The sequence below is a fragment of the Flavobacterium sp. 9 genome, assembly GCF_002754195.1.
Lineage (GTDB): Bacteria > Bacteroidota > Bacteroidia > Flavobacteriales > Flavobacteriaceae > Flavobacterium.
Genome location: NZ_PEEU01000001.1, coordinates 3,839,539 through 3,853,252 on the forward strand (window position 1 = coordinate 3,839,539; position 13,714 = coordinate 3,853,252).

Genomic DNA, 13,714 nt, shown 5'->3' on the forward strand with positions numbered 1-13,714 from the left:
ACTTTTACGCCGATTATGCAGCAGAAATTACTCAATATACATCAGCAAATTTTAGAAGCTAAAAGAGATGGGCAAAAATTATTGGCCATACTTTTGGATCCCGATAAAATTGTTTTGGAAAATTTAGGACATTTATTACAGAAGATAAATCAATCTCCTGCAACACATATTTTTGTTGGAGGAAGCATTGTTGAGTCAACAATTTTAGAAGATTTAATTGCACAATTAAAACAAAATACAAATCTGCCCGTTGTTATATTTCCGGGAAATCCGTCGCAGATTTCACCTCAGGCCGATGCTATTTTGTTCTTGTCTTTATTGTCTGGTCGTAATCCGGATTATTTAATAGAATATCAGGTTCAGGCAGCGCCAATTCTTAAAAAGACAAATCTGGAAGTTATTTCGACAGGTTATATTTTAATCGAAAGCGGAAATGAAACCGCCGTTGCGCGTGTAAGTAAAACGAAACCATTAAATAGAGAAAATTTCGATTTGGCTCTGGCAACTGCACAAGCCGGCGAAATGTTAGGAAATAAATTAATCTATTTAGAAGCAGGAAGCGGAGCAAAGAATGCAGTTCCGCTGAAAATGATAGAGTTAATTACGCAAAACATTAAAATTCCTGTAATTGTTGGAGGAGGAATTGTAGATTTGCACGGAATTCAAAATGCATACAACGCTGGTGCAGATTTAGTAGTTATTGGAACTGCTTTTGAAAACGACAGTCATTTTTTTGAATCAAAATAAAACACCAGAAACGACCAAAACAAACCCAAAATGATTGATTTTTTTCTAGATAGTTATAAAAATGCTCCATTGTGGCACATTGCTTTAGAATTTTTGGTTTTTGTTTGCGGAATTTTAAGCGTTTGGTTTGCTAAAAAAGAAAATATCTGGGTGTATCCAACAGGTTTAATCGCCACAGTAATTTCCGTATATCTCTTATATATTGCGGGTTATATTGGAGATATGATTATCAATGGATATTTCTCGATTATGAGCATTTATGGTTGGTATGTTTGGGCAAAAGGGGGAACAACTGAGGATAACTTACCGATTACAAGAACTAATTTTAATGAAAAAATAATTGGAATATTACTTTTCTTTGTAACTGTTTTCGTAGTTTTCGGGATTTATAAATACTTCGATTACGAAATCAAAAAAGATAATTATGTCGATATGATTTCGTCAGGAATATTTTTTGCAGGAATGTGGTACATGGCCAGGAAAAAGATCGAAAACTGGACACTTTGGATCATTGGCGACATTATTGTGGTGCCCCTTTATGCTTATCGCGGCTTAGGGATGTTGTCTCTGCAATATTTAATTTTTACAATTTTGGCTATTTCAGCTTATTTAGAATGGAGAAAAATCTTAGACAGCAAAAAACAGCTATCATAAAAATTGCTTTATTTGGACCTGAAAGTACAGGAAAAACTACATTAGCAAAACAACTTGCAGAATATTATGAAACCGAATGGGTTCCTGAATTTGCACGTGACTATTTGCAGGAAAAATGGGAAGAGAATCAACATATTTGTGTTGCAGATGATATGTTGCCTATCGCATACGGACAAGTTGCATTAGAAAATGAAAAACTTGCATCAGCAAAAAAGTATTTGTTTTCTGATACTAATTTAATGGTTACCAAAGTTTTTTCTGAAATGTATTATGGTTTCTGTGATCCGCTTTTAAACGAAGCTGCATTAGAGCATGAATACGATTTGTTTTTTCTTACCGATATCGATGTTCCTTGGGAAAAAGACGATATTAGAGATACTGCAGATGGTAGAGAAACTGTTTTTTCAGTTTTCAAGCAATCCTTAATTGATGCTAAAAAGCCCTTTATAACACTTTCCGGAAATAAAGAAAGTCGTTTGGCAAAAGCCATTGCTATTATCGATGATTTATCGGTTGCAAAACAACATGATGTTTCGTCTGATGATTTTGTTCAGATATACAATCATGAAATTCCTTTTGAGAAGATTTTACAACAATTGAAGATTTTTAAAAACGGAATTCTAAAAAGTAACTTAATTAGCCCAGCTAAAATTAAAAACGGAATTTTAGGTTTATCAGAAGAAGAATTTGAAGAAAAAGCTGCTTTTTTTGATTTGAAAAAAGAAAATTTAAAATTAAAGAAGTTTGTTCCAGCCTCGGGTGCGGCAAGTAGAATGTTTAAGTTTTTAAGTGCTTTTTTGAATGATTTTGACATTACAAGAGAAACTATAAATGCTTATATCAATAGAAAAAAAGACAGTGATTTGTCTATTTTTATTGTTGCAATGGATAAGTTTCCTTTTTTTGAAGCTCTGGATAAAAAGCTCAGAGAAATTTACCCTGATTTTGAAGTATTAGATAGAGATTATAAAAATTACTATTTTATAAAAACACTATTGTCTTCTGATTATTTTGATTTTGCCAATAAGCCAAAAGCAGTATTACCATTTCATCAATATAAAGCACATATAGCAAATCCAATCGAGGAACATTTGAATGAATGTGTACATTATGCTTCATCAAATGAGGTTTCGAATTTGCATTTTACAGTTTCAGAAGCACATCAGAATTTGTTTGAAAATGAAGTTGAGGTTCTCAAGGAAAAAGTAGAGAAAGAATCCGGAATTGAAATTAATATTAGTTATTCTTATCAAAATAAAAGCACTGATTCAATTACGGTAAATGATCAAAATGAATTTGTTAGGGATAAAAACAACAATTTAATTTTTAGGCCTGGAGGACACGGAGCATTAATTGAGAATTTAAATGAACTTGATGCAGATGTTATCTTTGTAAAAAACATTGATAATGTAATTCAAAATCATATTGATAAAATTGCTTTATATAAAAAAGCTTTAGCTGGCGTTTTAATCAAAGTACAGCAAAAAGTTTTTGGCTATTTAGAAATAATAGAAAAGCAAGAAATCAAAGAAAGTAATCTTGAAGAAATCGTTGTCTTTTTATCGAAGAAGTTAAACATCGAATTAGGGAATGATTTTAATAAATTTACTTTTGAAAATAAAGTCAATAAAATTAAAGATCTGTTAGATAGACCAATTCGTGTTTGCGGAATGGTGAAAAATGAAGGAGAACCTGGAGGAGGACCATTCTGGGTAATGAATGATAAAGGATTAATTTCATTGCAAATTGTAGAAACTTCGCAAGTAGATTTAACGAATAAAAAGCAACAGGAAATTCTGGCGGTAGCAACTCATTTTAATCCCGTTGATTTAGTTTGCGGAATCAAAAATTATAAGAACGAAAAGTTTGATTTACTAAAGTTTGTGGATCAAAAAGCAGGTTTTATTGTCGAAAAAAGCGTTGATGGAAAATTAGTAAAAAGCTATGAATTGCCAGGATTGTGGAATGGTGCAATGGCTAATTGGTTAACTATTTTTGTAGCAGTTCCATTAATTACTTTTAATCCGGTAAAAACCGTAAACGATTTATTAAAACCAGCTCATCAGCCACAATAAATGGATATCGAAAAAATAATATCGGAGTTAACTTTTAAAGCTGTTAGAAGTAGTGGTGCAGGCGGGCAAAACGTGAACAAAGTATCATCGAAAGTAGTTTTGACTTTTGATTTGAATGTTTCACAAGCTTTGTCTGAAGAAGAGAAATTACTTTTATTAACTAATATTTCGTCTCGTTTAACAACTGAAAATATTCTGATTTTAAATTGTGATGAAGACAGAAGTCAGCTTAAAAACAAAGATATTGTTGTAAAACGTTTTTTAGAAATCATCAAAAAAGGATTGTTTGTTCCTAAAGTTCGTAAAGCGACTAAGATTCCGAAATCTGTTATTAAAAAACGAATCAAAGACAAAAAGAATATTTCTGAGAGAAAGCAATCCCGCAGAAAACCAGATTTAGAATAAAATTCTAATTTATAAATTCCAAAAAGCTCATCTCATGGATTTTCAATTGGAATTTAATTCTTCACATATAACTTTGTAAAATGAAATTATTTAAAAATATTCAATTTTCAATTTTAGTGCTTTTTATTATTTTTATAAGTTGTACTCGCATAAATGCTGATGAAATTAGTATTGAATATTTAGGTCATGATGTCTATTTAAAAATGAATCCAAATGTAGATGCAGAGCTCCCTCCAATTTATCATCTTCATTTCAAAATAAAAAATGTTTCAAATGAAACTAAAGTCTTTATTGCGCGTTCTAATTCTTTTGATAATAAATTATCTCAACTTTTTTTAATAGATACATTGCAAAAAATAAAAATGCCTATATATACTGGGAGTATTCATATTATGAAACCTAATAAAGAGTATGATATTGACGCAGCTATAAACATAAAAGATTTTAAACATTATTTTAAGTTGTCGAATGATTTTTTTGATAATAAAATTGATTTTTCAAATGATAAAATATTATTAGACAGGCTTTTAATTAATATGGTAAATTCATCGGTAATTAATTATAAACAAGATACTTCAGATGTATTTCAATATAGATTATTGGATAAAGATGTAGAGAAACTAAAAAATGAAAATTTAATATTAGTTAAAAAATCTCCACAGATCAAACTAAATTAAATAACGGCGATGTTTATGTAAATTTGTTCGTTTTGTGAAAATCTAAAATTCAAAATCTGAAATTTGATTTTTGCAATTGCCATTGATTTTTGTAATTTTTAACACTACATTTGCACTGTCTCAAAGGGGTGCTCTAAATAACGAGCTGAGATCATACCCAAAGAACCTGAGCGAGTAATGTTGCTAAGGGAAAAAACGACAAGTTTATCGTGCGAACTATATTTTGTCGTGAAACATTTATTAATTTTAACAAAGAATAATTCCCCCTTTTATTCGTAATTCTTTACGAATGAAAACTATTTTTAAAGGTACTGAGGTACTAAGTTACAAAGGTTCTAAGGTTCAAAACATAACCAGAATCAAATCTATTTTCTTTATTCTATTTTCTTTCCTCTATTCTCTTTCCTCTATTGCTCAGGAACAAGATTCTACCAAAGTTAACAAGCTTGACGATGTATTAGTTTCGGCGGTTCGTGTTACTACAAAAACTCCGGTTACATTTAGTAACATGGATAAAAAAGAAATAAAATTTAGAAACTTAGGACAAGATATTCCAGTTTTAATGAATTATTTGCCATCTGTTGTTACGACTTCTGATGCAGGAGGCGGAATAGGTTACACCGGAATCAGAGTCCGCGGAAGCGATGCTACAAGAGTAAACGTAACCATCAACGGAATTCCTTATAATGATGCTGAAAGTCAGGGAACTTTTTGGGTTAATATGCCTGATTTTGCTTCGTCTGTAGAAAGTTTACAATTACAACGCGGCGTAGGAACTTCTACGAATGGTTCAGGAGCTTTTGGTGCGAGTTTAAATATGCTTACAGATAGTTATGCTTCGAAACCAACAGGAGAAATTTCGAGTTCTTACGGAAGCTTTAATTCCAATAAAAATACTGTAAAATTTAGTACAGGTTTATTAAATGATCATTTTGAACTTGCCGGACGTTTGTCTACAATTAAATCTGATGGTTATATAGATCGCGGTAGTTCAGATCTTAAATCATATTTTCTTCAGGGAACTTATGTTGGAAAAACAACTTTAATCAAAGCGTTAGTTTTTGGAGGAACGGAGAAAACATACCAATCCTGGAACGGAATTGATGCTGAGACATTAAATTCAGACCGAACTTATAATTCGGCTGGAAAGTATATAGATGAAGCAGGAAATGTTCGTTTCTATGATAACGAAACGGATAATTATAATCAAAATCATTATCAATTGCATTGGAGCGAGTCATGGTCTGATAAATGGAGCAGCAACTTAGCTGTTCATTATACTAAAGGATTAGGGTATTATGAAAATTATAAATATAATGAACCAATTGAAGGATATGGACCAATTAATCCGACTAAAATGGTTGAAAATGACTTAGGAGAATTAGTTCCGGGAACTGATTTAATTCGTCAGAAATGGTTAGACAATGATTTTTACGGAACAACTTTTTCAGCAAAATACAAAGAAGAAAAGTTAGATGTAATTATTGGCGGAGGCTGGAATAAATATGAAGGAGATCATTATGGTAAAGTAATCTGGGCAAGAAATTCTGGTCCGTCGGAATTAGGAGATCATTATTATGATGATTTCTCAACAAAAACCGATGGAAATATTTTCGCGAAAGCAAATTATCAGTTTACGGAGAGATTAAGTTTCTATGGCGATTTACAATACAGAAATGTAAAGTATAAAGCCAATTCTAAAGAAACAGGAGTTGTTGATGATAACTTCAATTTCTTTAATCCAAAAGCAGGTTTAAATTACGAAATCAATCAAAAAAATACACTTTATTTTTCTTATGCAAGAGCAAATCGTGAACCAAACAGAACAGATTACGAAGGTGGAAATGCAAAACCGGAAAAATTAAATGATTTTGAATTGGGTTGGAGATTCAATTCAGAAAAGTTTCAATTAAATTCTAATTTCTATTATATGGCCTATAAAGATCAATTGATTTTAACCGGTAGATTGGATGATGTTGGAGCGCCAATTCGTGCAAACACTGAAAAAAGTTATCGTTTAGGTTTTGAGGTAGATGCGACAATCAAACTTTCGGAGAAATTTATTCTTAGACCAAACTTTACTTTAAGCAGTAATAAAAACGTTGATTTAGCGGTTGAAGGACAATATTACGGAACAACAAATATTGCTTATTCACCAAATGTTATTGCAGGGAATATCATTGTTTATAGCCCGATTCAAAGTTTGCATATTTCGTTATTACAAAAATATGTTGGCGAGCAATATATGAACAATATCGAATTACCGGCAGCAAAACTGGCAGATTATTTTGTAAACGATCTAAATGTTTCTTACGAAATTAAACCCAAATCGATCTTTAAATCAATTATGATTACTGGTTTGGTAAATAATATTCTGGATAAAAAATATGTTTCAAACGGATATATGTGGGATGTTTATCCGTATTATTATCCTCAGGCAGGAATTAATTTCCTTGCTGGATTGACTTTGAAATTCTAGAAAATTTCTGAAAATAAAAAAGCCTGAAAATTTAAAACTTTCAGGCTTTTTTATTTTAGTTGTAAACGTGAATTACAGTTCCGGAAACTTCAACACGATATTGCTTTAAGGGATATTCTTTGCCTCCAAGTCCGGTAAATAAACTGTAAGAAGATTTATCGCAAGAACAAACAGCATTAATGCCATCAATTGTCATCGCGGTACACGCAGTTATGGCTTGATTTGGGCATGCTGCATCAAATGCATTATAGCCGCTTCCTGCATTAAAAACAATAATTCCTTTTGCTCCATAGTTAGGAACGATAACGGCATTGCTCGCAAATTTAAGATTGGAGTAAGACGGAAGGTTCATATCTATCGATAGATTAACGGAATAATTAGGGATATTAGGGTTTTTATTGCTTTTGTTATTATCACTACAAGAGAAGAGCACAGAAACAAAGACGATTATAAGACAGATTTTTTTCATTATTTTAATAAGAATTGGTGAAACAAAAATAAATTATTTAGGTTTGAAATTTATATGATTAACATATAATTATGTACTATTAAAAATAATAGTATATTTGTAATACAAAATCCCGTCCCGATGGGATTTTTTGTATTTATATAAACGATGAAGTTATGAGTAAAGTATCTTATTATACCGCAGAAGGATTAAAAAAGTTGAAAGATGAGTTGGAGCATTTAAAAAGTGTAATGCGTCCTAAGGCATCTCAAGATATAGCAGAAGCAAGAGACAAAGGTGATTTATCTGAAAACGCCGAGTATGATGCAGCAAAAGAAGCACAAGGATTGCTGGAAATGAGAATTTCTAAATTGGAGGAAGTATATTCTAATGCAAGATTAATTGACGAATCACAATTAGATGTTTCAAAAGCATTGGTTCTTTCTAATGTAAAAATTAAGAATCAAGGCAACGGAATGGAAATGAAATATACGCTTGTTGCTGAAAGTGAAGCGGACCTGAAAACTGGCAAAATCTCAGTAACTTCTCCTATTGGAAAAGGCTTACTTGGAAAATCAGTTGGTGAAGTTGCAGAAATCACTGTGCCAAATGGAGTTTTGAAATTCGAAATATTAGAAATTACAAGAGACTAAGTCCTTGCGAGGAACGAAGCAATCTCATTATTAAGATTTTAATAGTTAAGTCGGTTAAACGATTAACCAAATAAACGAATAAACAATGTCATCAATATTTACCAAAATAGTAAACGGAGAAATTCCTGCATATAAAATTACTGAAGACGATAATTATTTGGCTTTTTTAGATGTAAATCCAAATGCTAAAGGACATACACTTTGTATTCCGAAACAAGAAATCGATAAGATTTTTGAAATGGATGATGAATTGTATTTAGGGTTAATGAAATTTTCTAAGAAAGTTGCAATAGCTTTAGAGAAAACAGTTTCATGCAAAAGAGTAGGAATGGCAGTTGTTGGTTTAGAAGTGCCACATGCACACGTTCACTTGATTCCATTAAACGAAATGGATGAAATGCGTTTTCATAATAAAGTAAAACTTTCTAAAGAAGAATTTGAAGCTTTGGCTAAAAGTATTCAGGCGAATTTGTAAACTATAAAAGGTTTCGACTTCGCTCAACCTGACAAAAAAAGTGCCGTAAATTATTTTACGGCACTTTTTTTATTTAGAGAAATTTGAAATGTAGTTCCCTTTCCAATTTCAGAATGTAAGACCTTTATTTTTCCACGATGATATTCTTCGACAATCCTTTTGGTAAGTGAAAGTCCCAATCCCCAACCGCGTTTTTTAGTAGTGAAACCAGGTTCGAAAATAGTTTTGAATTGATTTTTAGAAATTCCCGTTCCGGAATCTTTTACGTTTATTTTTACATGATGTGTATCTTGTTCAATCTGAAGGTCTAACGTTCCTTTGCCTTTCATGGCATCGATTGCATTTTTTACTAAGTTTTCGATAGTCCAACTATGCAAAGTTGGATTAATCATAGTCAAAATAGGATCTTTGGGAGCGTTATAGGAAAATGCAACTTGCTTAGAAAAACGAGATTGCAAATATTCATAAGTATGTAATGTTTCTGCAATAATATCATGTTCTTCTAAAACGGGAACAGATCCAATTTTAGAAAAACGATCCGTAATAGTTTGCAATCGTTCAATATCTTTTTCTATTTCTACTGTAATCGATTGGTCAATTTCCTCTGTTTTTAAAATTTCAACCCAACCAATTAACGAAGATAAAGGTGTTCCGATTTGGTGTGCAGTTTCCTTTGCCATTCCTGCCCAAAGTTTATTTTGAGTTGCCATTTTAGTGCTTCGGTAGAAGTTATAAATCAAAGCACCAAACAAAAATATAATCAATAATAAAGCAATCGGATAGTATTTGAGTTTATTTAATAATGCCGAATTTCCATAATATACTTCCTGACGTCTTCCGGGAGCAAAATCAATAATAATAGGTTCGTTTTCGCTTTTTAGATTTTTTAAATATGACATTGATTTATTATCGTCAGCCAGGATTTCTTCGGGAACATTTACAGAACTAATAACTTTATCATACATCGTTAACATAACCGGAACAGTAGTGTTGTTGTTCAAGATATCGAGTGGAAGATCTAAGTCTGTATTTTCGTCTGCATTAACTAATGTTTTTTGAGCATTTGCCCAAAGATTCATTTTAAGACGTTCCTCATTTTTGAAAATTTGGAAAAAGGTATAAGTATTCCAAAGAATCAAAGAGATGATTAAAAAGGAAATAGAAACAATGATCCAACGGGTTGTATTTCTTCTTTCGGAAAAAAGCATAAATTATTTTTTGAGGTATAAATATAACGAAATAAACACATTTAATATTTTATGATTCTTTAAAGATTTTTTTTGCTTTTATGTCCAAAAGTATTTCTTTGGGATAAACGATTTCTCTACTTTTGTAGTTGCCGAAACGAGATTCGGTTAAAAAGTGAAATTCTATGATTAGCATCGATCCAAAAGAAGTTACAACGGCAAAATTGCATGGTTATTTACAAAGTGCTGTCGGACCCAGACCAATTGCATTTGCAAGTACGATTAGTACAAAAGGAATCCCGAATTTGTCGCCATTTAGTTTCTTTAATGTGTTTAGTGCCAATCCTCCAATTTTAGTTTTTTCTCCGGCACGTCGTGTACGCGATAATACTATAAAACACACTTTGATTAATGCCGAAGCAACCCGCGAGGTAGTAATTAATGTAGTTAATTATGATTTGGTACAACAAACATCATTAGCCAGTACTGAATATGCTGAAGGTGTAAATGAATTTATAAAAGCAGGATTAACCCAAATACCGTCAGATTTGGTAAAACCATATCGGGTAAAAGAGTCTCCGGTGCAGTTTGAATGCAAAATCACGCAGATAATTCCGTTAGGAACAGAAGGCGGAGCAGGAAATTTGATTCTATGTGAAGTGGTTAAAATGCATATTCATGAAGCTATTTTAGATGAAAACGGAGCAATCGATCAGCATAAAATAGATTTGGTTTCAAGATTGGGAAGTAATTGGTATTCAAGGTCAAATCAAGGACTTTTTGAAGTGCCAAAACCGCTTACAACTTTAGGAGTAGGCGTAGACGTGATTCCTAATTATATCAAGGAAAGTCCCGTATTTGATGGAAATGATCTTGGAAAATTAGGCAATATAGAAGCCTTGCCTACGACGGAAGAAGTTAGTATATTTGTGAAGGAAAATTTTTCTGTGAAAGGAGTTCTAAGCTCGGATGATCAGGAAAAAGTACATTTAGAAGCCAAAAAATACCTGAATAAAGATGATATTTCATCTGCATGGAAAGTGCTTTTAGCAAAGAAATAAGAAAAGAAACAATAATTAATATAGAAGAAGATGGAAGTTACAGGAAAAGTAAAAGTGGTTAACCCAGAGCAACAAGTTAGTGCTGCATTCAAAAAAAGAGAGTTGGTTGTTACCACAGATGAGCAGTATCCACAGCATATTTTGATCGAATTTACACAAGATAAATGCGATTTATTAAGTAGCTACAAACAAGGAGAGGCAGTAAAAGTTTCTATCAATTTAAGAGGAAGAGAATGGGTTAATCCACAAGGAGAAACCAGATATTTCAATAGTATTCAAGGTTGGAGAATCGAAAGATTAGCGCCAGAAGGTCCTGCACAAACGGCTCCAATGCCTGCAGCAGAAGCTTTTGCTCCGGCAACTAATTTAAACGAAGACGAACCGGACGATTTACCTTTCTAAGAAGTAAATTTTAAAGTTATAAATTCCAAATTCCAATTCATATAATATGTAATTGGGGTTTGGAATTTTGTTTTTTATTCTCAGTTTTTTGTCAAAGACCAAGGTTGTAAGGAACTTTAGTATTACACAAAACAACCATAATAATTGTCATTTCGACGAAGGAGAAATCTTCGCGAGGAGCTCGACAAAGATTGGATTTTCGTTGCGGAGTTTCTTATGGAGATTTCTCCTTCGTCGAAATGACAATATTGAACATAGTTTGGAATTTAAAAATTGGAATTTTATTTAAAAGATGCATTATATATTTGAAGAACTATTTTTCCCTCCGGTTTCAGAAGCTGACGAAGAAGGAATTCTGGCAGTTGGCGGCGATTTAAATCCGGAGAGATTAGAGTTGGCTTACAAAAGCGGAATTTTTCCTTGGTTTAATGAAGGCGAACCTATACTTTGGTGGGCGCCGGATCCCAGAATGGTTTTGTTTTTGGATGAATTAATTATCTCCAAAAGCATGAGAAATGTATTGAATAGAAATCAGTTTAAAGTTACTCTTAATGCAAGTTTTAAAGACGTGATTTTGAATTGCCAAAAAATAGAACGCGAAGGTCAAAACGGAACATGGATTTCAGATGAAATGATTGATGCTTATTGCAAATTGAACGAAAAAGGAATTGCAAAATCTATTGAGGTTTGGCAAGATGAGGTTCTAGTTGGAGGTTTGTACGGTATTGATTTAGGACACGTTTTTTGTGGTGAAAGTATGTTTTCAAAAGTATCAAATGCATCAAAAGTGGCTTTTATAGCTTTGGTTAATTATTTAGAAAAAAAGAATTACAAACTTTTAGATTGTCAGGTTTATAATTCGCATTTAGAGAGTTTAGGCTGTCGCGAAATTGATCGTGATGAATTTATGTCTATTTTAAAAAGTAAATAAAAATGAGTGCAATTCATGTTGTAAAAGAAATCTATATCTATCCGATAAAAAGCTTAGCCGGAATTAGTTGTAAAAATGCTTTGGCTGAAGAAATGGGATTCGAAAATGATCGCAGATGGATGTTAATCGATGCAGATAATCAAATGATAACGCAGCGAGAACATCGTATTATGAGTCAGTTTTATCCGCAGATTTCAGATGGAAAAATCAGTATTACTTTTCAGGATCAAAAACATGAATTCTCTATTGATGAACATTTAGAAAATTCGATAAAAGTTAACGTTTGGGATGATAAAAGTGAAGTAATAGAAGTGAATCCTGCAACTTCTAAATGGTTCAGCGAACGTTTAGGATTTGAATGTAAATTGGTAAAAATAATCAAAAGTGGAGATCGTAAACATGAAAGTTCAAGATTAAAAGAAACTTTCAATGTAAGTCTGGCCGATGGTTATCCGTATTTAATGATAGGAAGTCAAAGTTTAGATTTTCTAAATGAAAAACTAACAGATAAAATCACCGTTTTGAGATTTCGTCCAAATATTGTCATAAGCAGTCAAAATCCTCATGAAGAAGATGATTTTGATACTTTTAAAATAGGAGAAGTTGATTTTAAAAACATAAAACCTTGCGGAAGATGTATCATGGTAAATAATGATCCGGACAATGGTAAATTAAAAAAAGAACCTCTAAAAACCTTAAGTAAATATCGAGTAGTAAATAATTCTGTTTTATTCGGAACTAATATTGTGAGCTTAAATTCAGGGATTATTAACGTTGGAGATGAACTTGTTTTCTAGAAATTCAGTTTTGTAAAACTCCAATTTAGCGTACTAAAAAGGACTAATTCGTTTTTTAAAGTAGGTAATTCCAGAATTAGTTTTAAGGTTTCGTGCGCCATCATTGTGCCAATAATTCCGGGTAAAGTTCCTAAAACTCCGTTCAAATTACAATTCGGAAGCTCTTTAGGATCTGGCATTTCAGGAAATAAATCACGTAAATTTTTGCTTCCATTGTGATTAAAAACTGTAACCTGACCTTCAAATTTTAAAATACTTCCGTAAACCAATGGTTTTTGTAAAACAACACAAGTATCATTAACCAAATAACGTGTCGCAAAATTATCAGAACCATCAACAATAATATCATATTGTTGAATAATTTGACTTGCATTTTCAGTGGTTAATTTCTCGTTTATGGCTTTAACTTCAATTAAAGGATTTAGTTTTGAAACAACGTCTTTTGCAACAAGTGATTTGCTTTGACCAATTTCATTTTCGGTATATAAAATTTGTCTGTGGAGATTATGAATTTCAATAGTATCAAAATCCATTATGCCAATAAAACCGATACCAGCCGTTGCAATATATTGCAAAATGGGACAGCCTAAACCTCCGGCGCCAATAACTAAAACCTTTGCTTTTTTTAATTTTTCTTGTCCTTCGTCACCAATTTCAGGTAATATAGTTTGTCTGTTATAACGCAGGAATTCTTGTATAATGCTCATTTAATTTAAGTCTTAA

General features: G+C 32.0%; 15 protein-coding genes. 12 read left to right on the top strand and 3 right to left on the bottom strand.

Features of this window, described 5'->3' with window-relative positions; translation table 11 throughout:
• Positions 1–15: 15 nt before the first annotated feature.
• The 6 genes from CLU81_RS15840 (at position 16) to CLU81_RS15865 (ending at position 7,037) form a co-directional block, all read left to right on the top strand.
• Entirely contained in the window at positions 16–747 is a 732-nt protein-coding gene (locus CLU81_RS15840; protein ID WP_099710692.1) for a geranylgeranylglyceryl/heptaprenylglyceryl phosphate synthase, read from the top strand.
• Between the two features lie 30 nt (positions 748–777).
• Complete coding sequence (pnuC, locus tag CLU81_RS15845) at positions 778–1,401, top strand: nicotinamide riboside transporter PnuC (RefSeq protein WP_099710693.1); 624 nt, start codon at positions 778–780, stop codon at positions 1,399–1,401.
• Complete coding sequence (locus CLU81_RS15850) at positions 1,362–3,476, top strand: DUF4301 family protein (protein WP_099710694.1); 2,115 nt, start codon at positions 1,362–1,364, stop codon at positions 3,474–3,476. Before pnuC ends, CLU81_RS15850 begins: the two co-directional genes overlap by 40 nt.
• Positions 3,477–3,881 (top strand): alternative ribosome rescue aminoacyl-tRNA hydrolase ArfB, encoded by a 405-nt coding sequence (arfB, locus tag CLU81_RS15855; RefSeq protein WP_099710695.1) that lies wholly within the window; start codon positions 3,477–3,479, stop codon positions 3,879–3,881. It begins immediately after the preceding gene.
• 80 nt (positions 3,882–3,961) lie between these two features.
• Complete coding sequence (locus tag CLU81_RS15860) at positions 3,962–4,558, top strand: hypothetical protein (protein WP_099710696.1); 597 nt, start codon at positions 3,962–3,964, stop codon at positions 4,556–4,558.
• 289 nt (positions 4,559–4,847) lie between these two features.
• On the top strand, positions 4,848–7,037 hold the full coding sequence (locus CLU81_RS15865) for a TonB-dependent receptor (RefSeq protein WP_099710697.1): 2,190 nt from the start codon (positions 4,848–4,850) through the stop codon (positions 7,035–7,037).
• 55 nt (positions 7,038–7,092) lie between these two features.
• Here CLU81_RS15865 and CLU81_RS15870 read toward each other — a convergent pair whose 3' ends face one another.
• Positions 7,093–7,506: a hypothetical protein gene (locus CLU81_RS15870; RefSeq protein WP_099710698.1), complete on the bottom strand. Its 414-nt coding sequence runs from the start codon at positions 7,504–7,506 to the stop codon at positions 7,093–7,095.
• A 155-nt stretch (positions 7,507–7,661) separates the two neighbouring features.
• Between CLU81_RS15870 and greA the strand changes: the two genes are divergently transcribed.
• Both greA and CLU81_RS15880 read left to right on the top strand, forming a co-directional pair.
• Positions 7,662–8,138 carry a transcription elongation factor GreA gene (gene greA, locus CLU81_RS15875; protein WP_065448058.1) on the top strand — a complete coding sequence of 159 codons (477 nt, stop codon included), beginning with the start codon at positions 7,662–7,664 and terminating at the stop codon, positions 8,136–8,138.
• An 85-nt stretch (positions 8,139–8,223) separates the two neighbouring features.
• A complete protein-coding gene (locus tag CLU81_RS15880) occupies positions 8,224–8,613 on the top strand; it encodes an HIT family protein (protein ID WP_099710699.1) in 390 nt (129 codons plus the stop codon).
• A 50-nt stretch (positions 8,614–8,663) separates the two neighbouring features.
• On the opposite strand, the gene CLU81_RS15885 is transcribed toward CLU81_RS15880, so the two are convergent.
• Positions 8,664–9,821, bottom strand: coding sequence for a PAS domain-containing sensor histidine kinase (locus CLU81_RS15885; RefSeq protein ID WP_099710700.1), 1,158 nt, complete (start codon positions 9,819–9,821; stop codon positions 8,664–8,666).
• Between the two features lie 164 nt (positions 9,822–9,985).
• Between CLU81_RS15885 and CLU81_RS15890 the strand changes: the two genes are divergently transcribed.
• From CLU81_RS15890 to CLU81_RS15905, 4 genes are all read left to right on the top strand, one after another.
• The gene (locus CLU81_RS15890; protein ID WP_099710701.1) at positions 9,986–10,861 is read left to right on the top strand and encodes a flavin reductase family protein; all 876 of its coding nucleotides are present in this window, start codon (positions 9,986–9,988) and stop codon (positions 10,859–10,861) included.
• 30 nt (positions 10,862–10,891) lie between these two features.
• On the top strand, positions 10,892–11,263 hold the full coding sequence (locus CLU81_RS15895) for a DUF3127 domain-containing protein (protein WP_026983757.1): 372 nt from the start codon (positions 10,892–10,894) through the stop codon (positions 11,261–11,263).
• Between the two features lie 292 nt (positions 11,264–11,555).
• Entirely contained in the window at positions 11,556–12,194 is a 639-nt protein-coding gene (gene aat, locus CLU81_RS15900; RefSeq protein ID WP_099710702.1) for a leucyl/phenylalanyl-tRNA--protein transferase, read from the top strand.
• A 2-nt stretch (positions 12,195–12,196) separates the two neighbouring features.
• Positions 12,197–12,991, top strand: a complete 795-nt coding sequence (locus tag CLU81_RS15905) for an MOSC domain-containing protein (protein WP_099710703.1) — start codon at positions 12,197–12,199, stop codon at positions 12,989–12,991.
• On the opposite strand, the gene CLU81_RS15910 is transcribed toward CLU81_RS15905, so the two are convergent.
• A complete protein-coding gene (locus CLU81_RS15910; protein WP_099710704.1) occupies positions 12,988–13,698 on the bottom strand; it encodes a HesA/MoeB/ThiF family protein in 711 nt (236 codons plus the stop codon). The genes CLU81_RS15905 and CLU81_RS15910 overlap by 4 nt on opposite strands.
• Positions 13,699–13,714 lie beyond the last annotated feature (16 nt).